Annotated in this window: 24 protein-coding genes and 1 tRNA gene; 13 read left to right on the top strand and 12 right to left on the bottom strand. The window is 60.6% G+C overall.

Translation table 11 applies throughout. The annotated features are described in order from the left end of the window. Positions 1–19 precede the first annotated feature (19 nt). Positions 20–868 (bottom strand): NAD(+)/NADH kinase, encoded by an 849-nt coding sequence (locus tag ACI3L3_RS08620; protein ID WP_404844706.1) that lies wholly within the window; start codon positions 866–868, stop codon positions 20–22. Between the two features lie 160 nt (positions 869–1,028). Between ACI3L3_RS08620 and ACI3L3_RS08615 the strand changes: the two genes are divergently transcribed. Together ACI3L3_RS08615 and flgM are read left to right on the top strand one after the other, a co-directional pair. After that, positions 1,029–1,445, top strand: coding sequence for a DVU0524 family FlgM-associated protein (locus tag ACI3L3_RS08615; protein WP_404844705.1), 417 nt, complete (start codon positions 1,029–1,031; stop codon positions 1,443–1,445). Between the two features lie 27 nt (positions 1,446–1,472). Continuing rightward, positions 1,473–1,769, top strand: a complete 297-nt coding sequence (flgM, locus tag ACI3L3_RS08610; protein WP_404844704.1) for a flagellar biosynthesis anti-sigma factor FlgM — start codon at positions 1,473–1,475, stop codon at positions 1,767–1,769. On the opposite strand, the gene fliW is transcribed toward flgM, so the two are convergent. The 11 genes from fliW to flgF form a co-directional block, all read right to left on the bottom strand. Next, positions 1,766–2,293 (bottom strand): flagellar assembly protein FliW, encoded by a 528-nt coding sequence (gene fliW / locus ACI3L3_RS08605; protein WP_404844703.1) that lies wholly within the window; start codon positions 2,291–2,293, stop codon positions 1,766–1,768. The genes flgM and fliW overlap by 4 nt on opposite strands. Continuing rightward, positions 2,266–2,508: a carbon storage regulator CsrA gene (gene csrA, locus ACI3L3_RS08600; RefSeq protein WP_404844702.1), complete on the bottom strand. Its 243-nt coding sequence runs from the start codon at positions 2,506–2,508 to the stop codon at positions 2,266–2,268. The genes fliW and csrA overlap by 28 nt, the downstream gene beginning before the upstream one ends. A gap of 72 nt (positions 2,509–2,580) precedes the next feature. Continuing rightward, a complete protein-coding gene (gene flgL, locus ACI3L3_RS08595) occupies positions 2,581–4,143 on the bottom strand; it encodes a flagellar hook-associated protein FlgL (RefSeq protein WP_404844701.1) in 1,563 nt (520 codons plus the stop codon). A 13-nt stretch (positions 4,144–4,156) separates the two neighbouring features. Then, positions 4,157–6,271, bottom strand: a complete 2,115-nt coding sequence (gene flgK / locus ACI3L3_RS08590) for a flagellar hook-associated protein FlgK (RefSeq protein WP_404844700.1) — start codon at positions 6,269–6,271, stop codon at positions 4,157–4,159. Further along, positions 6,271–6,750: a flagellar protein FlgN gene (locus ACI3L3_RS08585; RefSeq protein WP_404844699.1), complete on the bottom strand. Its 480-nt coding sequence runs from the start codon at positions 6,748–6,750 to the stop codon at positions 6,271–6,273. Before ACI3L3_RS08585 ends, flgK begins: the two co-directional genes overlap by 1 nt. A gap of 13 nt (positions 6,751–6,763) precedes the next feature. Next, positions 6,764–7,921, bottom strand: coding sequence for a peptidoglycan DD-metalloendopeptidase family protein (locus tag ACI3L3_RS08580; protein ID WP_404844698.1), 1,158 nt, complete (start codon positions 7,919–7,921; stop codon positions 6,764–6,766). After that, positions 7,922–9,019 (bottom strand): flagellar basal body P-ring protein FlgI, encoded by a 1,098-nt coding sequence (locus tag ACI3L3_RS08575; protein WP_404845212.1) that lies wholly within the window; start codon positions 9,017–9,019, stop codon positions 7,922–7,924. A 100-nt stretch (positions 9,020–9,119) separates the two neighbouring features. Further along, positions 9,120–9,815 carry a flagellar basal body L-ring protein FlgH gene (locus ACI3L3_RS08570; RefSeq protein WP_404844697.1) on the bottom strand — a complete coding sequence of 232 codons (696 nt, stop codon included), beginning with the start codon at positions 9,813–9,815 and terminating at the stop codon, positions 9,120–9,122. A 27-nt stretch (positions 9,816–9,842) separates the two neighbouring features. After that, a complete protein-coding gene (gene flgA / locus ACI3L3_RS08565) occupies positions 9,843–10,868 on the bottom strand; it encodes a flagellar basal body P-ring formation chaperone FlgA (RefSeq protein ID WP_404844696.1) in 1,026 nt (341 codons plus the stop codon). Positions 10,869–10,892: 24 nt separating this feature from the next. Continuing rightward, positions 10,893–11,675, bottom strand: coding sequence for a flagellar basal-body rod protein FlgG (flgG, locus tag ACI3L3_RS08560; protein WP_404844695.1), 783 nt, complete (start codon positions 11,673–11,675; stop codon positions 10,893–10,895). A 17-nt stretch (positions 11,676–11,692) separates the two neighbouring features. Continuing rightward, positions 11,693–12,469: a flagellar basal-body rod protein FlgF gene (gene flgF, locus ACI3L3_RS08555; protein ID WP_404844694.1), complete on the bottom strand. Its 777-nt coding sequence runs from the start codon at positions 12,467–12,469 to the stop codon at positions 11,693–11,695. A 331-nt stretch (positions 12,470–12,800) separates the two neighbouring features. Here flgF and ACI3L3_RS08550 point away from each other — a divergent pair. From ACI3L3_RS08550 to pnp, 11 genes are all read left to right on the top strand, one after another. After that, positions 12,801–12,876: transfer RNA gene (locus ACI3L3_RS08550), tRNA-Gly, on the top strand. Positions 12,877–12,957: 81 nt separating this feature from the next. Then, positions 12,958–13,446: a ribosome maturation factor RimP gene (rimP, locus tag ACI3L3_RS08545; protein ID WP_404844693.1), complete on the top strand. Its 489-nt coding sequence runs from the start codon at positions 12,958–12,960 to the stop codon at positions 13,444–13,446. A gap of 36 nt (positions 13,447–13,482) precedes the next feature. Further along, positions 13,483–14,826, top strand: a complete 1,344-nt coding sequence (gene nusA, locus ACI3L3_RS08540; protein WP_404844692.1) for a transcription termination factor NusA — start codon at positions 13,483–13,485, stop codon at positions 14,824–14,826. 14 nt (positions 14,827–14,840) lie between these two features. Next, a complete protein-coding gene (locus ACI3L3_RS08535; protein ID WP_404844691.1) occupies positions 14,841–15,119 on the top strand; it encodes a YlxR family protein in 279 nt (92 codons plus the stop codon). Continuing rightward, positions 15,097–18,165, top strand: a complete 3,069-nt coding sequence (infB, locus tag ACI3L3_RS08530) for a translation initiation factor IF-2 (protein ID WP_404844690.1) — start codon at positions 15,097–15,099, stop codon at positions 18,163–18,165. Before ACI3L3_RS08535 ends, infB begins: the two co-directional genes overlap by 23 nt. Positions 18,166–18,192: 27 nt before the next feature. After that, on the top strand, positions 18,193–18,504 hold the full coding sequence (locus tag ACI3L3_RS08525; RefSeq protein ID WP_404844689.1) for a DUF503 domain-containing protein: 312 nt from the start codon (positions 18,193–18,195) through the stop codon (positions 18,502–18,504). A gap of 8 nt (positions 18,505–18,512) precedes the next feature. Then, positions 18,513–18,854: a 30S ribosome-binding factor RbfA gene (gene rbfA, locus ACI3L3_RS08520; protein ID WP_404844688.1), complete on the top strand. Its 342-nt coding sequence runs from the start codon at positions 18,513–18,515 to the stop codon at positions 18,852–18,854. Then, complete coding sequence (locus ACI3L3_RS08515; protein WP_404844687.1) at positions 18,829–19,797, top strand: bifunctional oligoribonuclease/PAP phosphatase NrnA; 969 nt, start codon at positions 18,829–18,831, stop codon at positions 19,795–19,797. The genes rbfA and ACI3L3_RS08515 overlap by 26 nt, the downstream gene beginning before the upstream one ends. A 12-nt stretch (positions 19,798–19,809) precedes the next feature. Then, positions 19,810–20,742 (top strand): tRNA pseudouridine(55) synthase TruB, encoded by a 933-nt coding sequence (gene truB / locus ACI3L3_RS08510; RefSeq protein WP_404844686.1) that lies wholly within the window; start codon positions 19,810–19,812, stop codon positions 20,740–20,742. Positions 20,743–20,803: 61 nt separating this feature from the next. Further along, positions 20,804–21,073, top strand: coding sequence for a 30S ribosomal protein S15 (gene rpsO, locus ACI3L3_RS08505; protein WP_404844685.1), 270 nt, complete (start codon positions 20,804–20,806; stop codon positions 21,071–21,073). 189 nt (positions 21,074–21,262) lie between these two features. Then, positions 21,263–23,521, top strand: a complete 2,259-nt coding sequence (gene pnp / locus ACI3L3_RS08500) for a polyribonucleotide nucleotidyltransferase (RefSeq protein WP_404844684.1) — start codon at positions 21,263–21,265, stop codon at positions 23,519–23,521. Positions 23,522–23,957 lie beyond the last annotated feature (436 nt).

Below are 23,957 nucleotides of genomic sequence, written 5' to 3'. Positions count from 1 at the left end.
GGTCAGAGGATAAGCGTGGTCAGCGGGTGTACTCTATAACACCCTTGGCGCGCAGGCGGGTCAGATATGTCGGAGCCTCCGGTTCCACGAGCAGCAGGCCCATTTCGTCCTTGTGCACGGTAATCACGTCCCCCTGCCCAAGGGCGACGCATTCCTGCCCGTCGATGGTCAGGAACACTTCCGGGTCCGGGTCCTCCACCACCACTTCAATACGGCTGGCGGCGGGCAGCACCATGGGACGGAAGGTATTCATGAACGGACAAATGGGCGTGACGGTGACGGCCTCGATATCCGGATGCACAATGGGACCGCCCGCGGAGATGGAATAGGCGGTGGAGCCTGTGGGCGTAGAGAGCACCAACCCGTCGGCGCGCATGGTGCCAAGGCTTTCGCCGTCCACCCGCACAGTCAGGTTGATGAGCCGCGCCAAGCAGCCCCGGTTGGCCACAATGTCGTTGATGACGGTGCCCGCCGTCTGTCTGCCGTCCGCATGCGCCACGGTGTAGGACAGCGCCAGACGCCTGCGGACCTGCATGCGGCCCGCCAGCAGGCTGGTCAAAAAGTCCTGCCAGCTCTCGCGGGGGACTTCCGTCAAAAAGCCAAGACGGCCAAGGTTGAGCCCCAGCATGGGCGACGTACCGGCCACCTCGCGGGCAACGCCCAGCATGGTGCCGTCGCCGCCAAGGACAAGGACAAGGTCGCACCCGTTCACACTGCACGGCAGACTGCCCAGCCCCCGGTGGTGCTCCACGGTTTCGGAAGTGACGCCGTGGGCGTCCAGCCAGCCAGCTATCTCGACGGCGAGGTCCGCCGCCTGAGCGTCGCGGGCCTTCGTCACGATGAAAATCTTCTTGATATCATTCAGCATAGAAGTCCTTACCTAGACAAAACCCGTCTACTATTCAAGAATCGTGACCCTTTCCCGACAGGAATATACCCCCGGAATGAAATTTTTTCATTTTTCCTGTATTTTTTCCTAAAGATTCGTTCAATCCGTGCCGATACCACAGGCAAGAGGGAACCAGTACGTGACGGCAAACTCATATCAGCTCAAAACAATGCTTCGGACCTACGGGCGGCAACTGACCAGTGCCCGGCGTCTGGAACGCTTCAAGCAATCGCTTGCGGCGACTGCCGCCGAGGACGACGTCCAGATATCCCGTCTGGCCAAGCGGCGTATGCTGGTAGAGCAAGTTTCTCGGGAAATCATTGAAAACCTTATGGCTGCGGGTAGCGACAACACCGTTGTACAAGAGATTCGCACCGCGCTTGAAGCCGAGTTCGGAAACAGCATTGAGCTGACCTATCCTCCGGGCGAGGCCGACATGCGCATCTACAAACTCACTGACGACGGCCCCGAAGAAGTCTCAATCGAAGAGCGGAACCTCATCATCAAGCGACTGTGGGACATCACTCTCGAAAAGGTCGACGACACGATGCTCTAGCTGCAATGCGAAAAGGGGGGAGAAACCATGAAAATACTCGGACCGCTCACCGGGCTCAAGACCTATGAGCAGGTCGAGAAACCCGGTTCAGGCCCCGGCAAGGGGCGCTCATCCAGCGCCCATACGAAAAAGGGCGACTCCGTAGAATTGTCCTCTGAAGGCAAGCTCTACAGTTCCGCCCTGAGCGAGGCGCAGACGGCTCCGGAAGTCCGCCGCGCCAAGGTTCTGGCCATCAAGGCGCAGGTTGATGCGGGAGAATACGTTCCGGACACCCGCAAAACCGCGCAAAAGATCGTTGAGGAGGATCTGGACCTGCTGATCTAGTCGGCGGGTCCGGTTCCCCCGGTCTCATCCTCCTGCCCTGCCGAAGGCACCTCGGTGCCGGGCGCGGGAAGCTCCCCACCCTCCCCGTGAATGTAGTACCTGCTGGGGTACTTGGAATCCACCTGCGGCACCTGCAGGCCAATGCGGGCCTGATGGTTGACCATAATGGGACCCGTCAGGTTCAGCGCGGTATGCTCCGGCTTGCCCTGCGGGATGTTGACGGTCACCAGCACCGCCACCTGCTCCGCGCTGTCCAGCTGCAGGATTTTCTGTTCGGCGTTGCCGAGTTTGACGTTGTAGTCCTGCATAAACGAAAACGGATCGGCCACAAGCAGGCCAAGCTCCGGATGCGTAATGCTCTGCAGGATGAGAAAAGGCGAATCCTCGCGAAGCTGCACAAGGCTGAACTGCTTGCAGTCCTCAAAGCCTATAAGCCCGCGCGGAAAGGCAATCACACGCTCCATGTCCACGGTCAGCGTACCAAGCCGTGTCTGGATCACTTTTTCTTCTTTTCTGTCTGCCATAGTTGTGTCGCGGCGAACAAATCCTGATCTGACAGTTGGAGGGCGAGCTTATTTTGCTCCTGAACCCGTAAATACACTTCCTCACGATACACTGGCAGATCATCGGGCACTTCCAGCCCGATTTTGATCTGCTTCCCCTGCACGCTGAGGACGGTTATCTTGATGTCGTCCCCAAGGTAGATGCTCTCCCCTGGGCGTCGTGTTAAGATGAGCATGTCATCCCGAGTGCGTAAAAGTTTACCATAAGCCGCCCGGGTTATACCAGAGGCGGCCGGGGCGGCGATTCATTACATGAAGTTCGCCAGACTCATCCTCATGATCATGGACGACGACCTGAGCACCGTCTCGTAGATGATTTGCTGGTTGGCCAGCTGGGTCATCAGTTCACTGACGTCAGCATCCTCTACGTCGGACAGTCTGCTCGTTTCGTTGTGCTTCAGAGCGCCGAGGGTATTCTCGGTAATCTGCAGGCGGTTTTCCGCCGCGCCAACGCGGGCGGCATTGGTCAGGATGTGCTTGGACACAGCATCAATCTGCTCCAGACTCTCCTGGCAACCCTGCTGATTATTCGTCTCCAGATAGCCCACCATCTCCCCGATGACGTCGAACATGTTCTGGTCCAGAGGCAATCCGGTGGCAAGAGTGACTCCACTCCCGCTTGGTGATGCATATACACCGCCAAAGATATCTTTGCCAATATTATTTATTTCAATCGACTCGTTAGGACCTATTTGCAGATCGATTTTTCCCGAGCGCGGCCGCACGAGGAACTGGCTGTCCGTGGAGATGGTATCGCCCGCTGCGCCGCCGGCAAGGTCCAGGTGACCGCCGGGCACATTAAAGGTCAGCTCGCCGTCGGTCGCCACCGTGGCGGTCTGCCCCGTCTCCCACGTTGCGCCGCCGTCCATGGAGTAGGAATACTCCACCGTGTTGCCCGTGGTCAGGGTGTTGCCCGAATCCACACGCACCGTGACGTTGCCGCCGAATACGCCGGCCGCGCTGGCGCTCATGCCCGCAGGCAGATTGCCAAAATCCTGCACGCTGATGGAGTCCACGTCGTCGCCCTTGTAGCGGGCAGAGGGACGAACCCACAGGGTGGTGCCGTTGTTGTTGGTGGAATCCACACTGGTATCCACCGCGTCCACATGCATGCCGTCATTGAGCGTCAACTGCGCGCCGCCGATGGTGATGGTCTTGTCGCCCGCGCCCGCCGGGATGGTTCCGGAGGAGAAGGTACGGCCACCGTCAGTGGAGAACTCGTAGTTGATGGCGGAGCCGCCGCCGATGTCGCCGGTATCCAAAAAACGCACAATGGCGGAACGCTCCAGCCCTCCAGTTACGGAGAACTGCGGATCGCCATTTGCGTCCGTGGAATTGCCATCACTGTCCGTCACCCACAGGGCACGCTCATAGGCCTGCGTGTCCGTTTTGTGACCGGAAAAGATGTAGTTGCCCTGATACTCGGTGTTGCCAAGGGCGATAAGCTCGTCCAGCAGCTGGCGCGCCTCATAGCTGGCCTGCTCGCGGTTGTCGTCGCTTATGGTGCCCGTTGCGGCCTGCTCGGCCAGCCCGCGCAGCTGCGTCAGGATTTCGTTGGCCTTGGTGAGCTTGTCGTCGGCCACGGCCAACCAGCCCTTGGCGTTGGTGACGTTCTCCTGATACTGCGCGATGGAGTTCAGGGTGTTGCGGTGGTCCAGCACCTGCACCATACCGGACGAATTGTCCGAGGGCTTGTTGATCTTCTTCTGGGTGGCGGCCTGCGTGTTCAGTTCCATCAAATCGGCAAGCGAAGAATTCATGTTGCCGATGAAGAACGTGAAACGGCTCCTGTGTGAAACTCTGATAGGCATGACGTGAACCTTCCTAGTTCTTGAGTGCCAGCACGGTTTGCAGCATCTGGTCGGCGGTGGTTATCAGCTTGGCCGCCGCCGTGTAGGAATGCTGAAACTTGATGAGATTGCCCATTTCCTCGTCGAGGTTGACTCCGGAGACCTCTTCCTGTCGGTCTTCAAGATTCTGGGCCAGCGTGTTGTTGAACTTGTAGTTGTATTCGGCGGCCGAGGTGTCCGCACCAACGGTTCCGACGATGTTGTTGTAGTATTCGTTCAGGGTCTGTTCCGTGCGGCCCTCGCGGCTGGTGCTGATGCCGACGTCCTTGTCCTTGAGCTTGGCGATATTGGTGGCGGTCACGCGGTCACCGAGGTTGGCCTCGCCCGCGCCGTTGACGTGCCCCATGGCCAGCAGCTCTGGGTCTTTGACGATGGCGGCGTTCAGCTCAAGGTCGCTGGCGCTGCTGCCCTGAAAATACGTGTTGATGCCAAGGCCGGCCAGCAGACCGGAGGAGTCCGAACCAAAGGCGAACTCCACATCGGGGTCGTCGCTCTGGATGCGCAGTTGCCCGTTGGAGACGGACGCCGTCACATTGGCACCAAAGGTATTGTTGATGGCCGTTGCCACGTCGTCCAGCGTATGCACGGCGGGGTCAAAGCTCGCGCCGCCGCCAAAGTCCAGCGCGCCGCTGGAAATCACGGAACCGTCCGTGGAGTCGTAGACGAACATCTCCACGTTGCCCTTCTGGAGCTTGTCGCCAAAGGCAAGGCCCGACGAGTTGCTGCCAAGGGCCACGGACGAGGAATTGACGGTGTACGTCCCCGTCACATCGGTGAACTTCTGTTCGCCAACGCCCTGCGAGTGCAGGCGGTTCACTTCCCACGCCAGCGACTTGGCAAGGGCGTCCAGACGGTCCTTGTACTTGCCCACGTGCTGGTCGCGGAAGTGGAAATACCCGGTCAGGGAACCGCCGGTCAGGCGACGTTTGTCGTCCGCGCCGTTGCTGTAGGACTGCGGCGTGATGTTCATGGCCGTGGAGGTATTCTTGTACCAGTACAGGCCCGCCTTGGGCACGATGGTAAAGGAGTCTCCGGCCGAAAGATCTGTACCGGGAGCGGTCCCGGCGTCATTCTTTTCACCGAACCAGATGTTCAGGTCGCCGACGCTGACCTTGCCGCCCTCGGGGCGGGCGGAAAAATGCTTTTCGTTGCCGTCTTCATCGGTCATCCACGTCCGGCCGCCGTCAAGGGACACGCGGAAGGTCGCCGCACCTGCGCCGCTGGAGACGTCACCGTCGGTGAGCACCTCAACGGTGTACTCAAAGTCGTCGCTGCCTTCGAAGTAGATTTCGCCATCAAAGCCGGAACCGGGGGTCAGGTTCGCGACGGTCTTGGCGTTCTCCATCGTAATTTCATAGGTCTGATTGCCGTCCACGAGGGTGTGCCCGGCCTTGGTCAGCACCGTGAAGTTGCCGCCACCGTTGTCGATGTAATCGATGTCCATACGGTTGGCGAGGTCGCGCACGAGCTGGGTGCGCTGGTCCAGCAGCGAATTGGCGTTGTTTTTGCCCGGATCGTGATGGATGGCAATTTCGGCATTCACGGCGGCAATATCGTGGATGAGGTTATTGATATCCTCCACTTCCTGCTCAATGAAGCCGTTCATCTGCTGCTGCATGCGCTCCATGTCGGACTGCGCCGTATGGATAGCGCTCAGCAGCGTGCGGGTGTTGCCAAGCAGCGCTTCGCGCTTGGCCTGCGCCGAACCGGGGGCGGACAGGTCCTGCCAGTCGTTAAAGAACTGGTCCATAGACGAGCTGATGCCGCGGGTGGAGCTTTCGTTAAACAGCCCATCCACGCTGCGCAGGTTCTGCCACAGGGCATCCCAGCGGCTTCTGTCGGCCACCTTCACCGTAAACTGCTGCTCAACGAACTCGTCGAAATACCGGACAACCTCCGTAGCGCGAACACCCGTTCCCATCTGGCCGGGACGGTAGTCAATGCTGATAGCCTCTTCGAGGTTAACGCGCTGACGGCTGTACCCGGGGGTGTTGACGTTGGAGATATTGTTGCCGGTGACCTCGATTGCCGACTGAGACGCAAAGAGACCCAGTTTACCGATGTCGAGAATCGAGTTGACTCCGGGCATTAGAGCCTCCCTTTAAGCAGCGCGGCCTGAGGGTGGTGCTTGGAGTAGCGTCCACTGCGGCCGTAGGTGTTTTCCTGCTTGGGCTGAATCTGCTGGTGCATGAACTCCAGCATGCTGGTGCTCTGCTCCACAAGGGCGACGGCAAGCTGGGCATTCTTCTCCGCCTGTACGGCGCAGACCTGCTCCTTGGCGTCCACCTCATCCAGCACCTCCTGAATGGGGGCGGCCTCCTCGGGCGTCAGCGTGGCGGTCAGGTCGGCCATGTTCGCCGCCTCGGGGACCATTTCCGTAACCAACTGGCGCAGGTAGACGCGCTCCATGGCAATCTGGCGCAACAGCTCCTGCAAGGACAGCTCAATGCTGGTCACCTGCTGGGGATCGTGGCCCGTAAGATGGGAAAATTCTTCCTCAAGCAATTCATGGAGGAAATCCATCGCCTTGTTCTGGCGGTGTATGTTTTCCTTGATTCGGCTCAACATGTACGCGCTCCGTTTATGCGTTGTCGTCTGCGGACGCCACGGCCTGCATGGTCTCCCGGACGCGCTCCGGGTTCATGGCCTGATCGCCCTGGCGCAGTTCAAAGTGGAGAATCGTTCCGGGTGCGCTCCCGGTATCTCCCATTGTTGCAATTTTCTGACCAGCTTCGACAACCTGACCAATTTCAACCAAATTTTTCTGGTTGTGCCCATACATACTGCGCCATCCGCCGGGGTGCTCTATGACCACGGTCTGGCCGTAGCGCCCCTGCTCTCCGGCAAAAACAACCTTTCCGCCCCAGCATGCGGCTATGGGGTCACCCTCGCGCCCGGCAATATCAAGGCCGGGGTGCCACTCCCGCGCGCCGGTCACCGGGTCCGTCCGCCAGCCGAATTCGCCCTGCACCGTTCCAAGCGCAGGCCACGACAGGGTCCCACGCTCCACCGGTGCGGCAGAGGCTGGAGCGGCCGCAGCGTTCAAGTCCGGGGGCGCGCTGGCCGAGGTGCGGGCGTGCTGGTACTCGATGCTCGCGGCAAGCTGCATGGCCTTGGCCATCAGTTCCGGCGGCGCGGCGGCTGGCAAGCGGTCCTTCTTGACGGATGCAACCACGGCGGCGTCGTCAACCACGGCCTGCGGCTCACGCATGGGTTCGGGCGCCGGGGCGGCGGGGCGCGCGGCCCCGCCCTCCTCCGGTTCGGAAACCACCTCAAGGGGCGGCTTTTTCTTGATATGAATGCCCGAGGCCTGCGCCGCGTCCGCGCGTTCCGGCATCTCCAGCGGATTCAGTTCCTCCGGCGACTTGCGCACGGTGCGCGCGGTACGGCTGCCGTCAAGAAGCTGCTCGCGTAGCTGGTTGAACAGCATATCGCCAATGCCAACGCCCCCGGAGTCCGCGAGCTTTTCGGCCAGCTTCTGGTCGAACATGCCCACATAGAACTTTTCCTCGCGGCTATGGAGGTAGCCCTCCTGCGGGACGTTGGTGCGCATCTGCTTCCACAGCTTATTGATGAACACCGCCTCGAAGCCCTCGCACGCTTTGCGGAGCTTCTTCTCTTCCGTCTCGCCGGTGGCGAGCTGACGCCGCAACTGATCCAGACCCAGCTTACGCTTCAGCGCTTCGCTCTGGTCGGCCTGCATCATGGCGGCTTCGGCATTCAGCTTCGGGCCTACCATTTAGATGACCTCCAATTCCGCGTGCAGAGCGCCAGCGGACTTGAGCGTGCGCAGGATGGAGATAAGGTCGCGCGGGGTTGCGCCGATGGAGTTGAGGCCGTCCACCAGTTCCTGAAGGGTTGCGCCCTCCATGAGCATGAGACGCTTGTTCTCTTCCTGCACGGCGATGTCGGTCTGCGGTGTGGCCACGGTTTCGCCGCCGCCAAAGGGCGCTGTGGGCTGGGACACATCCTGTCCCTCGCGCACCACAATCTGCAGGCTGCCATGGGCCACAGCCACCTTGGACAGGCGAACGTCGCGCCCAAGCACCACGGTGCCGGTCTTTTCGTCCACCACAACCTTGGCCTTGCCCTGCGGGCTGACTTCCAGATTCTCAAGGGATGCCATCAGCGGGACGAGGTTACCACGGAACTCCTCGGGAATGGCGAGCTTGATGGTGGCGATATCGTCGGCGCGGGCATACTCCTGCCCCATGGTCTGGTTGATCTTCTCAACCACATCCATGGTGGTGGAAAAATCGGGGTTGTTCATATGCAGAACCATTTCGTCCTGCGTGTTGAACTTAAAGGGCACGGCGCGCTCAACGGTGGCGCCGTTGGGGATGGCTCCGACGGTGGGAATGTTCTTCTGCGCGGATGCGGCCTGCCCGTCAACGGACATGCCGCCAAGGACCATCGGTCCCTGCGCCAGCGCGTAGATTTTGCCGTCAATGCCCTTGAGCGGCGTCATCAGCAGCACGCCGCCAAGCAGACTGCTGGCGTCGCCAAGGGATGACACCGTCACATCAAGCTGGGAGCCGGGACGTGCGGAAACCGGCATCTTGGCCGTCACCATCACCGCGGCCACGTTCTTGGGCTGGAGGGTGGCGCTGTCTACGGCCACACCCATCTTCTCCAGCATGTTGACCATGGACTGGATGGTGAAGCGCGATTTCTTCTTGTCGCCGGTGCCACTCAGACCAACCACAAGGCCGTAGCCCACCAGTTGGTTGGAGCGCACACCCGCAAAGGTGGCCAAATCCTTCAAACGCACGGCCTCGGCCTTGGCGGGCCACAGGCAGCTTCCCGCAGCCAGCACAAGCGCCAGCGCAAACGTCATAATGTGCACCAGTGTCCTGTCGGCAGGGCGGCGCGGAGTCTGGCGGTGTGCGGTAATGCCTTGGTTCATGTCTCTCTCCGGTTTCTCGATGCGAGCGCGGCTAGAAGGGCCACGCATTATCCAGCAGACGGGTCAGCCAGCCGGGACGCTGCTTGTCGGCAAGCACGCCCTGACCGTAGTACTCGATCTGCGCATTGGCGATGTAGTTGGACGTGACGGAGTTGTCCGGACGGATGTCCTTGCCGCGCACGAGGCCACGGACCACCAGCACCTGCGTCTCGTTATTGACCTTCACCTGCCGCGCGCCTTCAATCTGCATCAGGCCGCCGGGCATCACGCGGACCACGCGCGCCGCCACTGTGGCGGAGACGTTGGACGTGCGGCTCGTCTCGCCCGTTCCTTCAAAGGTATTGGCCACAGTGCCGCCAACGATGGGCGTCTCGCCCACGTTGCCGATGCTGCCCACGCCGGGGATCTCCGCCTTGGAGCGGCCCCAGAAGCCGGTGATGTTCATGCTCATGGTGGAGTCGCGGTCCGACGTGGTATCGGCGGTGTGCTTGCCGTTGGACGTCTCGACGATGTTCACCTGCACAATGTCGCCAACGCGCCGGGCGCGGTTGTCCGAGAACAGGAATCCCGCGTCATCCGGGCTGTACAGCGAGCCGGGGTTCACCTCCGGCGGCGGCGCCTGTTCCATGGGCCTGTTGAGCACGGGCATGGGCTGGCTGACTTTCTGCTGCGGCGTGCACCCAAACAGGGCAACAACGGCCAGCAGGAGTATCACATTCTTTCTCATTGTCTCCTTCCTCCATATTGGGCCGCGCTAACGCACGACCACGGAACCGCCGTCGCGGACGACGCCGGACACCTCGCGGTTGCTTTGCAGATTGCGCACCACGATGGTTTCGCCGAAGCGGCCGTCCTCAAGGGCCTTGGCCGTCACGGCAAGCTGAATGTTCCGCCCTTCAAAAAGCAGCGTGACCTTGTCACCGCGCGAGACCAACGGCACATCGTCGAGAATCTCGGCGTAGATGACCTGCCCTTCGCCCACGGAGCGCATCACTCGCACGCCCATGGTCTTGCCGTCCCACGGCGCGTTGCGCAGGTAGGCCACATTCTTGCGCATAAAGGTCACCTTGTCCGGCGTCACGGTTTCGCGGCGGTTCAGCGGCTTGGCCGCACACGCCACGGAGCGCCATGAGTCCACAAACGCGGTCCCCGTCATGCGGCGGCACAGCCGCCCGTCCATGGTCATCTCCAGAATCTGCAACGAGAGGCGCCCCGGCTCCAAATCGCCGGTAATCTCGTACTTCAGCGTATTCTGGCTGTCGCTCAGGAACACATAATCCGGCAGGCGGTAATCCCGCAGGGAATTCTCGCCGGGCATGGCCTTCAGCTTGGGCGTCAAGGTTTCGACGATGCCCTTGATGAGTCCGTCGCGCCGCACCAGCCTGCCACCCTTCTGGACCACAAGGCGACCGGGCAAAATGCACAGTTCGCCGTAGTCCTCAAGGTAGTAGTCCATGATGCGCTGTAACTTTTCACGGGGGATGCTGGTCTGGTCGCCGCGCTCACGCGGGGCCTTCCACAACTCCGTGGCCGCCAGCACCTTCCACTCATCGGGCTTCAGGTTGCCCACGGGGGACGCAATTTCGCCAAGACGCACGACATCGCCCTGCACCACTGCGGCGTCCCGGACGGCGATGCGCCACGTTGGCCGCGTCTCCCCGGCCTGCGCCACGGCAACGAACAGCCAGCACAGCACAACCAGCGCCCCAACAAGGGTCGCCAGCGCCGGGGCAAAGTCCGACAGCCTGCGTCCTGCTGCGGTGTCGCGTGTCATATTCATCGCATCCTCCTTGGCTCGGTCATGCTATCGCTTCAGCTGGTTGGCAATCTGGAGCATCTGGTCCGAGGTGGTCACAGCCTTGGAGTTCACCTCGTAGGCGCGCTGGCCAACGATCATCTGCACCATTTCGTCAACGATTTCGACGTTGGACATTTCAATAAAGCCCTGAGCGACGGTACCAACGTTGTCCTCGCCCGGGGTGCCTTCGGTGGCGTCGCCGGAGGCCTCGGTCGGCAGATACAGGTTCTTGCCGATGCTGTTGAGGCCTGCGGGGTTGACGAAGGTGTAGAGCGGGATATCCGTTGCCGCCAGTTCTTCGCCGTTCTTGTCCAAGGCCGCCATATGGCCTTTGTCCGTGATGACGATGTTGGCGGTATCCACCGGCACAGTGAACTCGGGCTGCAGGGTGTAGCCGTTGGCCGTCACCACCGTGCCCTCGTTGTCCAGCTTGAACGCACCGGCGCGGGTGTAGGCCTGCTCGCCGTTCATATCCACCTGAAAGAAGCCGTCGCCCTCGATGACCATGTCCAACGGATTGTTGGTGTTCTGAAAGTCACCCTGAGTGAAAAACTTGTGTACCGTCGTGGGTTTGACACCCATACCAACCTGCAGACCGGTGGGGGTGAAGCCGCCGCCGTCGGTCGGGGAACCCGCCATTTTGAGGTTCTGGTACATCAGGTCCTCGAACTCCGCCCGGCTCTTTTTAAAGCCAATGGTATTCACGTTGGCGAGGTTGTTCGAGATGACGTCAATGTTGAGCTGCTGGGCGACCATGCCCGTCGCGGCCGTCCATAAGGATCGCATCATGGTGAGTAGCCTCCTGATCAGACCTTGCCGACCTTATTAATTGCGTTGGAGTCCGTCTCCTTCGACGTAGTGATAACCTTTTGATAGGCCTCAAAGGAGCGTTGGGTTTCGATCATCTTGACCATTTCGGTCACGACCTCGACGTTGGGGGCCTCGAGGTAGCCCTGTGCCACCTGCGCCTCCAGAGCCGGTTCTTCAACGGCCTGACGGTCGGGGTGGATTTCGAAAAGGTTCTGCCCCACCTTGCGCAGGGCGGTCAGGTCGCTGACCGTGGACAACTGGATGGCGTCCAGCGCCTCGCCATCGGCGAAAATCTGACCATCGGCCGTCACGCTCAGGCGCGTGCTGGGCGGCACGGCAATGGGGCCGCCTTCGCCGAGGAGCTGATGCCCGTCCGCGTTGACGATGAGGCCGTCCGGTCCCACGGTGAAGTGGCCGTTTCTGGTGTAGTAGTCGCCGTTGTCGTTGCGTACCTTGAAGAAGCCCTCGCCCGAAATGGCAAGGTCCAGCGGGTTGTCCGACTTCTTCATGCTCCCCTGACTAAAATCAATGCGCGACTCCGCTATGCGGACTTTTGACAGGTAGTCCGGTTCCGGGAAAAGCGGCTTGGAACGGACGTTCAAAACCGGTTCCCGAATCACGTCATGAGCGAAGCGAACGAACACGTCACGAAAGGCCATCCGGTCGCGTTTGTAGCCGGTGGTGTTCACGTTCGCCAAATTATTGGCGATGGTGTTCATGCGATGCTCTTGGGTCAAAGCCCCGAAAAGCGCGCTATACATACCGTCTTGCATTTTTCCGCCTCCTTGGCGCGAGTTTCCTGCGCCTAGAGAAGCAAGTACCGCGCCAAAAGGAATTCGGTATGCCACAGCATTTTTCTGCGCCCACGCTCGCGCGCCCCCAAGCCCGCCGCATGAGAACCATTCTCATGCGGGATTTCTCTTTCAAAAGGGTTTAACCCTGTTCTATATTATGGTAATTGATTGCGTGTTGGCGGCTGCGCCCACGCAAAGCCGTCCGTGAATCCGGCATTTTTTCTGCGCGAGGCAAAATCAAAAATTACCGGATTTTACCCTGGACGCTTGACAAGGTGCCCCAATTTGGTATTTCGTCTCGTTCCGAGGCGCGGGTGTAACTCAGCTGGTAGAGTACAAGCTTCCCAAGCTTGGAGTCGCGAGTTCGAACCTCGTCACCCGCTCCAGAACTTCTAACCCCTCGGATCTATTCCAAAATGAGACGAGTGGACCTCGCGGTCCACTTTTTTTTTCAGGCAGATCACACTATGAACACACATCTGATTCAGGAACTTGATGACCTGATCAGGCCCATGGCTGAAGCACAGGGCCTGTGGTTGTGGGGCATCGACCTTGCGGGTAACGACAACCGCTCCGTCCTGCGCGTGTACGTTGAAACTGACGACGGCGTCACCATCGCCGAATGCGCACGCCTCTCCCGCGACCTCAGCGTGGCCCTTGACGTGGAAGACCTCATTCCAGGCAAGTACACCTTGGAAGTCTCCTCGCCGGGACTGAATCGCAAGTTTTTCTCTGCGGACCAGATGGCTGCCTACGTGGGCCAGGATGTGTCCGTTACCCTGCTGGAGCCTCTGGAAGGCCAAAAGGGATATACCGGAAAGCTCGTCTCCGTCGATGGGCAGACCATTACCATTAATGATGGGACAGATGCACTCTCGTGCAACTGGGACGAGATTAAGAAGGCTAACCTCCGCTATGCGTTTCCGGAACCCGGCGCCAAGGGGAGAAAAGGCTAGGACTTCAATCGGCAAGCCGAGCTTGGAGGTTTTTCCATGAGTATGGAACTGAAAAAAGCCATAGAACAGATCAGCAAAGACAAGGGCATCGACCGCGACCTGCTCGTCGATACCCTTGAAGAAGCCGTTCGCTCCTCCGTCGTGCGCAAGTACGGCGATGACATCGACATCGAAGTCAGCCTCAATGAGGAAACCGGCGACATCGAAGTATATCAGTTCAAAGCGGTTGTCGCTGAGGTCAACGACCCGGCAACCGAAATCACTATTGAAGACGCACAGGAACATGATCCCGGTGCGCAGGTTGACGACGAGCTGGGCTTCCGCCTGAACGTCGAAGACCTCGGACGCATCGCCGCCCAGTCCGCCAAGCAGGTGATCATCCAGCGCATGCGCGACGCAGAGCAGGAAATCATCTACGAGGAATACAAGGACCGCGTCGGCGAAATCATCAGCGGCATCATCCAGCGCCGCGACAAGGCCGGCTGGATCATTAACCTTGGCAGAACGGAAGCCCTTCTGCCCAAGGACCAGCAGATTCCCAGAGAGCGCTACAAGCGTGGCGACCGCGTGCAGTGTTACCTCACCGAGGTACGCCGCGAGGGCCGTGGCCCGCAGGTCATCGTGTCCCGCTCCTGCCCGGAGTACATGTCCGCCCTCTTCAAGAGGGAAGTGCCCGAAGTGGCAGACGGCACCGTGCGCATTCTCGGTGTCGCCCGCGATCCGGGCAGCCGCGCCAAGGTTGCCGTCCAGTCCAGCGACAGGGACGTCGATCCCGTGGGCGCATGTGTCGGCATCCGCGGCTCGCGCATCCAGAACATCGTTCAGGAACTGCGCGGCGAACGCATCGACATTGTCGTGTGGAGCCCGGATGTGGCAACCTACGCTGTCAACGCCCTCTCCCCCGCCGTTATCTCCCGCATTACGGTGGATGAGGAAGAGAACATGCTCGAAGTCGTCGTGCCCGACGATCAGCTCACGCTGGCCATTGGCCGCAAAGGGCAGAACGTCAAGCTGGCCGCACGCCTCTTGGGTTGGAAGATCGATATCTTTACTGAGTCCCGCTACGGCGACCTCCACGCAGAGCTCCAGCATCTGGAGCAGATTGCCAGCGTGGCCGAGGTCCCCGTGGAAGAGTTCCTTGCCGCTGGCTTTGATTCCGTGGACAAGCTGGATTCCGCAGAGGATGAAGACCTGCTCTCCATTGAGTCGCTGTCCGAATCCCAGATCGGTGATGTCCGCTCCGCCATCAACCTGCTGCGTTCGTTCCAGGCTGATGAAGCCGAGGGCGACGAAGAAGATGAGGTATCGGCGGAAGAGTTCGCCGAAGTCGCAGCCGCAGAAGGTGACGAAGTCACTGAGGAAACTCCCGAAGAGGAGTAACGGATGTCCGTCCGATGACGGATGCCGTATCGAACACGATGGAAACACGGAACAGACATGTCCCCGTACGCCGGTGCGTTATTTGCGGCCGGCGGCTCCCGAAGCACGAGCTTACGCGCTATGTCCGCTCGGACGGGGACACGCCTGCCCTCTTGCGGGACGAAACGGGCACACTGCCCGGCCGAGGGTATTATCTCTGTTCCGATGCAGACTGCGGCAAGCGGTTTCCCAAATACAAGGGCTGGCGCAAGAAAAGCCAGGGGGTTAAACATGGAAGAAAAATTTCGGGTTAAAGACATATCAACGGAGCTCGGGGTTACGAACAAGGATCTGCTGCACGCATGCCGCGAGCTCGGTATCCAAGTGAAGAGCCACATGAGCACGTTGACCGCCGACGAGGTGGCGACCGTTCGCTCCAAGATGCAGGATACGTCCGCATCCGGTGAGGTGGTTCGGAAGGAAGTGCAGCCCGGTATGGTCGTTCGCCGACGCAGAAAAAAGGTCAAAGAGACCGATAAGCCCGCCGAGGCAACGGAAGAGAAGGCTTCCGATGAGGCTCCCAAGCAGGCCGCAGCGCCCGAAGGCGCTGACGACTCGGCCAAAGCGCCACAGGCCGATTCCGAATCTGCCGACGCTCCCGAAGCCACTGAAGAGCCCGCCGAAAAGCCCAAGACCGCGGCCAAGGCCAAGCCTGCCAAACCCGCCAAGAAATCCGAGCCGAAGGTCAAAGTCATCAAGCCCAAGAAAGAAAAAACCCCTGAGCCCGAAGTGATCGTAGAAGAGAAAAAGCCCGCATCCGAAGCCGTGAAGACCCCTGACGCCGTTAAGGCAGCCCCCGCCACCGCCGCGCCCGAAGCCGAAGAAAAGAAGGCCGAAGGCAAAGACGCAAAGGCAGGCGAAGCCGCCAAGGCCAAGGCCCCCAAAAAGGACGCCGAAGCCGCACAGCCCGCAGACAAAACACCCGCTGAATCCGCCGACAAGGCCAAGGATTCCGAAAAGCCCGAGGCCAAAACGGCCAAGAGCGACGACAAAGCTGCCGCTGACGACGACAAAAAGGGCAAGAAAAAGAAAAAGACCAAGAAGAAGGACGCTCCCGTAGCGCCCAAGGTCCGTGTTATTTCCCGTCCTGACCCCAATGCGCAGCCCGCACGCCCCGCGCCCTCGCGCCCGACTGGCGGCGACTCCCGCAGAAACGGTCGCCCTGCTGGTGACAACCGCCCCGGCGGTCGTCCCGGTGGTCCCGGTCGTCCTGGTGGCGGCGCTGGCCGTCCCGGTGGTGGACGCCCCGGCGGCGGCGCTGGCCGTCCTGGTGGTGGCCGTCCCGGCGGTGGCGCTCCCCGTCCCGGTGGTGGTGGTCGTCCCGGCGCGCCCGGCTTTACGCCCGGTGGTGCCCCGGCAACGCCGCCCACGAGCGAGCAGCAGCGCCGCAACAAGAAGAAGAAGGACAAGCGCGTTGTCGACTTCTCCAAGAAGTCCAACGAGGATCACTTCGGCTTCCAGAAGCGCAACCGCAAGAAGAAAGGACGCGGTGGCGCAGATGCTTCGCAGCATCAGGTCAGCACACAGCCCATCAAGGCCGCAAAGCGTAAGGTCAAGATGGAGGAAGCCATCCGTCTGTCCGACCTCGCCAAGCAGATGGGCACCAAGGCTCAGGCCCTTATCAAGGTGCTCTTCGACCTCGGCGTGATGGCAACCATCAACCAGTCCCTGGACTTCGAGACCGCAACCCTCGTTGCCGCCGAGTTCGGCTACGAGATGGAAAAGGTCGGCTTCTCCGAGGCCGAATACCTTGCGCCCGAAGAAGCGGATAGCCCCGAGACCCTCAAGCCGCGCGCTCCTGTCGTGACCATCATGGGCCACGTTGACCACGGTAAGACGTCTCTGCTGGACGCCATCCGCAAGTCCAAAATCACCACTGGTGAGGCTGGCGGCATCACCCAGCACATCGGTGCGTACGACGTGGAAACCGACCGCGGCAAGGTTGTCTTCCTCGACACCCCCGGTCACGAAGCGTTTACCGCCATGCGTGCCCGCGGTGCTCAGGTGACGGACATCGTTATTCTGGTTGTGGCCGCCGACGACGGCGTCATGGACCAGACCCGCGAGGCTATCAACCACTCCAAGGCTGCTGGCGTGCCCATCATCGTGGCCGTCAACAAGATGGATAAGGAAGAAGCCAACCCCGAACGCGCTCTGCGCGAACTGGCCGACCACGGCTTGGTTCCTGAAGACTGGGGCGGCGACACCATCTTTGTGAATGTGTCCGCCAAGACCGGCATGAACCTCGACACTCTGCTCGAAATGGTTCTGCTGCAGGCCGAGTTCCTGGAACTCAAGGCCAACCCTGACAAGCGCGCTGTCGGCCACGTTGTCGAAGCACGTCTGGACAAGGGCCGTGGCGCTGTCGCCACCGTGCTCATCCAGGGCGGTACCCTGAATCAGGGCGACGCCTTTGTCTGCGGCACCCACAACGGCCGCGTCCGTGCCATGCACAATGACAAGGGCAAAAAGATCAAAATGGCTGGTCCGTCCATCCCTGTGGAAGTTCAGGGCTTTGACGGTGTGCCGGAAGCAGGTGACGAGTTCATCTGTGTTGAGGACGATAAGGTTGCACGCCGCATCGCCAACGACCGCCAGATCAAGGAACGCGAACGCGCCCTTGCCCGCGAGTCCAAGGTCACGCTGGAAAGCTTCCTTGCCTCCCGCCCCAACGCGGACGTGCAGACCCTGAACCTCGTGCTCAAGGCCGACGTGCAGGGCTCTCTGGAAGCCATTACCGAAGCCGTGCTCAAGCTCTCCACCGACAAGGTGAAGGTCGATGTTGTGCACAGCGCCGCCGGTGCCATCACGGAATCCGACATCCTGCTGGCCGCCGCATCGCAGGCCATCATCATCGGCTTCAACGTGCGCCCCACGGCAAAAATCAAGGACGTTGCCGACTTGGAGAACGTGGAAATCCGTTTCTACGACATCATCTACAAGCTCGTCAGCGACATCAAGGACGCCATGACCGGCATGCTCGCGCCTGTCATCACCGAGAAGTACCTCGGTCAGGCCGAAGTCCGCGAGACCTTCGGCATCCCGAAGGTCGGAACCGTTGCCGGTTGCTTCGTCGTGGACGGCGAGTTGCGCCGCAACGCTGGCATCCGCCTGCTGCGCGACGGTGTGGTTATCTACACCGGCAAGCTCAACTCCCTGAAGCGCTTCAAGGACGACGTCAAGGAAGTGCGCAAGGGCTACGAATGCGGTGGCGGTCTTGAGAACTTCAACGACATCAAGGTCGGCGACGTCATCGAAGCCTTCGAGGAAGTGGAAGTCGCGGCAACGCTCGACGACTAGCCACGGCCGCAAGGCTGAGGGTTCACCATGCACATTGGTACTCTCACCCTCACATTCAGACTGCACGGCAACCGCTCCCTCAAGGGAAAACGACGTGTTGCCGTCAGTTTGAAAGACAAAATACGACACCGCTTCAATGCAGCGGTAAGTGAGATACACGCCCAGGACAACCATCACCGGCTTGTCCTGGGCGTGGTCACTGTCTCGACAAGTGCTCGGCACACAGAAAGTCGGCTGGCGAAAATCCTGGAGATGGTTCAGGATGTGACCAGTGAAGAACTGGTTGACAGCCAGATGGAAATTTTCAGCGCCGGCGAAGACCCGGACACGCTTTTCTAGGATACATCATGCAACGTTCCAATTCCCGCAGAGCCCATAGACTGGGCGACCAAATCATGCGCGAGGTGGCTACCATCATCACGCAGGAAATCGGCGACCCCCGTACGGAGATGGTCACCGTGAGCGGCGTGCGGATGAACAAGGACCTGTCCATCGCCGAGGTGCTCTACACCTCCTACGGCACCGACGAAGACCGCGAAGCCGCGGCGCTTGCTCTGGACAAGGCAACCGGCCACATCCGCTCCCTCCTCGGCAAACGCCTGAGGAACAAGTACCTGCCCAAAATCCGCTTCGTTTACGACGAATATCTGGAGGATATGGTCTATGACCACCCCCAGAACGACGATTAAAGACATCCTCGCCAGCGGTGAGAGCTTTCTCATTGCGGCGCACACCAGCCCCGACGGCGATGCCATGGGATCATCCGTCGCTCTGGCGCATCTGCTGACCCGCCTTGGCAAGTCCGTCACCATCTACAATGCATCCGGCATGCCCGACCAATTCGCTTGGCTGGACACGCCCGTCCCGGTCGTCACCGAACTGCCGGGCGAGCTGCCCCAGTGGGTCATCGCGCTGGACAGCGGCGACCTGCACCGCCTTGGCGACGCATTGGCCGCGCGCTTTTCGCGCCGTGGAACGGTCTGCATCGACCATCACCTTGGCAATCCCGAGTATGCCGAAGTGAACTGGGTGGACCCGTCCTTCTCGTCCGTGGGCGAAATGGTGGCGAACCTTGCACAGGATTTGGACATTCCGCTCAGCGACGGGCTTGGCGAAGGCATCTACCTTGCCCTTGTCACGGATACAGGCTACTTCAGCTACGGCAACACGTCACCCCGCACCATGATGCTGGCCGCGGACATCCTGCGCGAAGGCCTTGATCCGGAATTCTTCAACGCCCGGTTCCTGAACCAGTGGACCCTTGGGCGCATGCAGTTGTGGTCGCGCGTTTTTGGCGCGGCGAGCGTGCATCTGGACGGCACCATCGGCACCATCCGCATCACGGAAGCCATGCTCGAAGAAACCGGCACCTCCAGCGAGGACACCGACGGGCTGGTGAATTACGTGCGGCGCATCAAAGGCGTCAAAGCAGCCATCAGCCTGCGTGAGGACGGCCCCACGCAGACCAAGATCAGCTTCCGCTCCTCCGGCCTTGTCAATGTGCAGGCCATTGCCAGCACCCTTGGCGGCGGCGGGCACAAAAACGCCGCTGGCGCGCTCATCAAGGCCCCCATCGACGAGGCCGAACGCATCGTCCTCGACGCCACCCGAGACTATCTTTCCTGCAAGTAGCACCGCACATACATGGGCAAAAAAAGAAAACGCAGTAAAAATCAGCACGACGGCATTCTTGTTCTGAACAAGCCGTCCGGCCCCACATCGGCCCACTGCCTGAATATCATCCGCCGCAAGCTGGACCAAGGCCGAATCGGCCACGCCGGTACCCTTGACCCCATGGCGCAGGGCGTTTTGCTCGTGCTCCTCGGGCACGGCACCAAGCTGGCGCCATACTTGACAAATGGCGTCAAAACGTATTCAGGACAGTTTCGTCTTGGGCAAAAAACCGATACATACGATGCCGAAGGCACGATTGTTGAAGAATTGCCATTTGACCATCTCTCCCCTGAAAAGGTAGAAGAGGGTGTTCTTTCGTGGCTGAATCTTGAAACGCAGGACGTTCCGCCCGTCTCCGCGGCCAAGCATCAGGGCAAGCCCCTGTACGCCCTTGCCCGAGAAGGGAAGGAAGTCCCCATCAAGACGAAGCCCATACATATTTCCCACGCCGAGGTCCTGGAAATGGACCTGCCGTGGGTGCGCTTCCGAGTCAGCTGCTCCGCCGGAACCTACGTGCGGTCCCTGGTCCACAGCTTGGGGATTCGACTCGGCTCCGGAGCAGTGCTTACAGAGTTGATTCGGGAGAATTGCCATCCGTTCGGGCTTGATCAGGCGTTCGATTTGGACGACCTTGTCGAGCATCCGGAATTGCTGGCCGAGCGGGTTATCCCCATGCGGGATGCCCTGCCGCACTGGCCCGCCCTGCACCTCTCCGAGGCGCAAGCGGCGCAGGTGCAAAACGGCACATGGCTGCCTGTGACGTCTGTTGGCGAACAGGACCAGCCAGCCCTGCCCGGCACGCTCGCCATGCTCATTGGCCCAGACGAGACGCCTCTGGCGCTCGTGGAAGCCAAGGAGCGCGACGGGATGGTTCTTTGGTCAATACTCCGCGGCCTTTGGTAGCACTGCGAAGCCGCACCCCCGCATAATGCGGACACAACCCCCATTTTTGGAGGATATCGCTGTGGTTATGACACCCGAAGTCAAGGCTCAGATCATCGAAGAGTACAAGCAGCACGAAGGCGACACCGGTTCCCCCGAGGTTCAGGTCGCTCTGCTGACCTCCCGCATCCAGTACCTCACCGACCACTTCAAGACCCACAAGAAGGATTTCCATTCTCGTACGGGCCTGCTGAAGCTGGTTGGTCAGCGCCGGAAACTGCTGAACTACCTCAAGAAGAAGGACGTTCAGCGCTACAGGGACCTCATCGCACGTCTGGGTCTGCGTAAGTAGCAATCATGGCTGGGAGGCCTTCGGGCCTCCCCCACCCCCGAAGCGTGTAAACAGCTGCGAGGTTGCGACAATGGGGCGACCCTTCTCCGCAACGCCCTATTCTTACAACTTTGCAGCGTTACTCGTACCTCGGGGGATACGGCCTTGTAAGGGTACAAGGCCGAAACATCATCAAGAGGTATCTATTACATGAGTACACTGACTTTCACTCCCACCCGCAAATCCGCCATCATCGGCGGCAACGAGATCTCTTTCGAAACCGGCAAGCTTGCGAAGCAGGCCCACGGTTCCGTTTGGGTCCAGTGCGGTGGCACCGTCGTCCTCGTGACGGCCGTGACCCAGAAGCTGCCCGAAGACAAGGGCTTCTTCCCCCTTACCGTTGAATACAAAGAACTCGCCTACGCCGCCGGCCGCATCCCCGGCAGCTTCTTCCGCCGCGAAGTGGGCCGCCCCAGCGAGCGCGAAGTTCTCGTCTGCCGCCTGATCGACCGCCCCTGCCGTCCGCTGTTCCCCGAAGGATTCCGCGACGAGGTGCAGATCATCGCTCAGGTGCACTCCGCCGACGATGTGCACGATCCCGACGTTCTCGCCATCACCGGCGCGTCCGCCGCTCTGCACACCTCCAAGATTCCCTTCATGGGCCCCATCGCCGGTGGCCGCATCGGCTACATCAACAAGGAATTCGTGTTCAATCCTACCTACGCGCAGATTGAGCAGAGCGAGCTGAACCTCGTGATGGCCGGCAGCCGTGACGCCGTCGTCATGGTTGAAGGTTCCGCGCAGTTCGCCCCCGAAACCCTTATTGCCGACGCCATTGAATGGGGCCACGAGCAGATGCAGCCCCTGCTGGACGCTCAGGACGCCCTGCGCGAAGCCTGCGGCCAGCCCAAGCTGGAAGTCGCCACTCCCGAGCAGGACGCCGAAGTCCGCGCGGCCATCGAAGAGATTGCCACGCCCAAGCTGCAGGAAGCCCTCTTCATCCCTGAAAAGCTTGAGCGCTACGCCGCCAAGGACGCCATCAAGGACGAAGTGAAGGAAGCCCTTGCCGAGCGCTTCGCCGAAGAGCCGGAACGTACCAAGTGCCTCGGCGACGTCCTCAAGGACATCACCAAGCGCATCGTGCGTGGCCGCATCAAGGAAGAAAAGACCCGTATCGACGGCCGCGACCTGACCACGGTTCGCCCCATCGGTATTGAGGTCGGCCTTCTGCCCCGCACCCACGGCTCCTCCCTGTTCTCCCGCGGTGAAACGCAGGCCATGGTCACCGCGACCATGGGTAGCTCCCGTGATGAGCAGCGCATGGACTCCCTCGTGGGCGACTGCGTGAAGCGCTTCATGCTGCATTACAACTTCCCGCCCTACTGCGTGGGTGAAGCCCGCTTCCTGCGTGGCCCCTCCCGCCGCGAAATCGGCCATGGCACCCTCGCAGAGCGCGCCATTGCTCCGATTCTGCCCAAGGACGACGAGTTCCCCTTCACCATCCGCGTCGTGTCCGAGATTATGGAATCCAACGGTTCCTCCTCCATGGCGTCGGTGTGCGGTTCCTCCCTCGCTCTGATGGACGCCGGTATTCCGGTGAAGACCTCCATCGCCGGCGTGGCCATGGGCCTCATCAAGGAAGAGGACGACTACCTCGTGCTCACCGACATCCTCGGTGACGAGGATGCCCTCGGCGATATGGACTTCAAGGTGGCCGGCTCCCGCGAGGGCGTGACCGCCATCCAGATGGACATCAAAATCTCCGGCATTCCCTCTCAGGTGCTGCGCGACGCTCTTGGTCAGGCCAAGGCCGGCCGCGTCCACATCCTGGACCAGATGGACCAGGTCATCGAAGCACCCCGCGACGAGGTTTCCGAGTACGCCCCGCAGCTGGAAATTGTTACGGTGCACCCGGACAAGATCCGTTCCGTTATCGGACCCGGCGGCAAGAACATTAAGGCCATCACCGCCGACACCGGCGCTGACATCGACATTGAAGACGACGGCCGCGTGTTCATCTTCGCCCCGACCAAGGAATCCCTCGAACGCGCTCGGGAAATGGTCCAGTACCATGACCAGACCGCCGAAGTGGGCAAAGACTATGAAGGCCGCGTGACCCGCGTCATCGACTGCGGCGCCATCGTGGAAATCCTTCCCGGTCTGGACGGCCTCGTGCACGTGTCCCAGCTGGACATCCAGCGCGTTGAGCAGCCCAGCGACGTGGTCAGCCTTGGCGATACCGTCAAGGTTAAGGTTCTCGAAGTTGAGCCTTCCGGCCGTGTCCGCCTGTCCCGCAAGGCCGTGCTGATGGAAGAAGCTGGTCAGACTGTTGACCTCGCCGACTTCACCAAGTCCAACAAGCCCCGTGGTGGCGGTGACCGCCGCGGTGGTGACCGTGACCGCCGAGGCGGCCGCGGTGGAGACCGTGGTGGACGTAACGGTGGTGGAGGACGCGGCGGACGCCGCTAATTCCAGCCGACAACGCTGATTGAATGGGGCCGTCTACGCATCTTTGCGCAGACGGCCCTTTTTCATAAACGTGACCCTTTCCCCGCGCCCTGCCACAAACGCCCGCAGCGGCGAAAATTCGCCCACAACATCCCGCCGCCTCACGTCTTTTTTCCACTCTCCCTGTCCACGGAATCGCCAAACAGCCAAAACGCCACACGCGACGCATCAGTGGCCCTTATGGGCGTCTGCCCATTTTCACCTCTCTTCTTCGCCTCAACTTCCAGTTTTGCCAAAACGCGAAAAAGTGCGCCACGCCGCGCCGCCATGCTGTGCACCGGATTGACGCCTTGGGCAAAAGCGATTACTCACTGGAATTCGCAACATTCTAGGGGAATTGCGCAAGGCATAGGGAAGCAGCGCCGCCATACGGCGCGGATACACTCATCTGATCAGA

It is taken from the genome of Desulfobaculum sp. SPO524 (assembly GCF_044987625.1).
Classification (GTDB): Bacteria; Desulfobacterota; Desulfovibrionia; order Desulfovibrionales; family Desulfovibrionaceae; genus Desulfobaculum.
Note: the sequence above shows the minus strand (reverse complement) of the source record. Positions and strands in the feature narration are given on the sequence as shown.

Excerpts from the sequence above, each read along its gene's own strand:
- ACI3L3_RS08620 (WP_404844706.1), bottom strand. The coding sequence starts at position 868 with ATGCTGAATGATATCAAGAAGATTTTCATCGTGACGAAGGCCCGCGAC.
- flgM (WP_404844704.1), top strand. The coding sequence starts at position 1,473 with ATGAAAATACTCGGACCGCTCACCGGGCTCAAGACCTATGAGCAGGTC.
- fliW (WP_404844703.1), bottom strand. The coding sequence starts at position 2,293 with ATGGCAGACAGAAAAGAAGAAAAAGTGATCCAGACACGGCTTGGTACG.
- csrA (WP_404844702.1), bottom strand. The coding sequence starts at position 2,508 with ATGCTCATCTTAACACGACGCCCAGGGGAGAGCATCTACCTTGGGGAC.
- flgL (WP_404844701.1), bottom strand. The coding sequence starts at position 4,143 with ATGCCTATCAGAGTTTCACACAGGAGCCGTTTCACGTTCTTCATCGGC.
- flgK (WP_404844700.1), bottom strand. The coding sequence starts at position 6,271 with ATGCCCGGAGTCAACTCGATTCTCGACATCGGTAAACTGGGTCTCTTT.
- ACI3L3_RS08585 (WP_404844699.1), bottom strand. The coding sequence starts at position 6,750 with ATGTTGAGCCGAATCAAGGAAAACATACACCGCCAGAACAAGGCGATG.
- ACI3L3_RS08580 (WP_404844698.1), bottom strand. The coding sequence starts at position 7,921 with ATGGTAGGCCCGAAGCTGAATGCCGAAGCCGCCATGATGCAGGCCGAC.
- ACI3L3_RS08575 (WP_404845212.1), bottom strand. The coding sequence starts at position 9,019 with ATGACGTTTGCGCTGGCGCTTGTGCTGGCTGCGGGAAGCTGCCTGTGG.
- ACI3L3_RS08570 (WP_404844697.1), bottom strand. The coding sequence starts at position 9,815 with ATGAGAAAGAATGTGATACTCCTGCTGGCCGTTGTTGCCCTGTTTGGG.
- flgA (WP_404844696.1), bottom strand. The coding sequence starts at position 10,868 with ATGAATATGACACGCGACACCGCAGCAGGACGCAGGCTGTCGGACTTT.
- flgG (WP_404844695.1), bottom strand. The coding sequence starts at position 11,675 with ATGATGCGATCCTTATGGACGGCCGCGACGGGCATGGTCGCCCAGCAG.
- flgF (WP_404844694.1), bottom strand. The coding sequence starts at position 12,469 with ATGCAAGACGGTATGTATAGCGCGCTTTTCGGGGCTTTGACCCAAGAG.
- rimP (WP_404844693.1), top strand. The coding sequence starts at position 12,958 with ATGAACACACATCTGATTCAGGAACTTGATGACCTGATCAGGCCCATG.
- nusA (WP_404844692.1), top strand. The coding sequence starts at position 13,483 with ATGAGTATGGAACTGAAAAAAGCCATAGAACAGATCAGCAAAGACAAG.
- ACI3L3_RS08535 (WP_404844691.1), top strand. The coding sequence starts at position 14,841 with ATGACGGATGCCGTATCGAACACGATGGAAACACGGAACAGACATGTC.
- infB (WP_404844690.1), top strand. The coding sequence starts at position 15,097 with ATGGAAGAAAAATTTCGGGTTAAAGACATATCAACGGAGCTCGGGGTT.
- ACI3L3_RS08525 (WP_404844689.1), top strand. The coding sequence starts at position 18,193 with ATGCACATTGGTACTCTCACCCTCACATTCAGACTGCACGGCAACCGC.
- rbfA (WP_404844688.1), top strand. The coding sequence starts at position 18,513 with ATGCAACGTTCCAATTCCCGCAGAGCCCATAGACTGGGCGACCAAATC.
- ACI3L3_RS08515 (WP_404844687.1), top strand. The coding sequence starts at position 18,829 with ATGACCACCCCCAGAACGACGATTAAAGACATCCTCGCCAGCGGTGAG.
- truB (WP_404844686.1), top strand. The coding sequence starts at position 19,810 with ATGGGCAAAAAAAGAAAACGCAGTAAAAATCAGCACGACGGCATTCTT.
- pnp (WP_404844684.1), top strand. The coding sequence starts at position 21,263 with ATGAGTACACTGACTTTCACTCCCACCCGCAAATCCGCCATCATCGGC.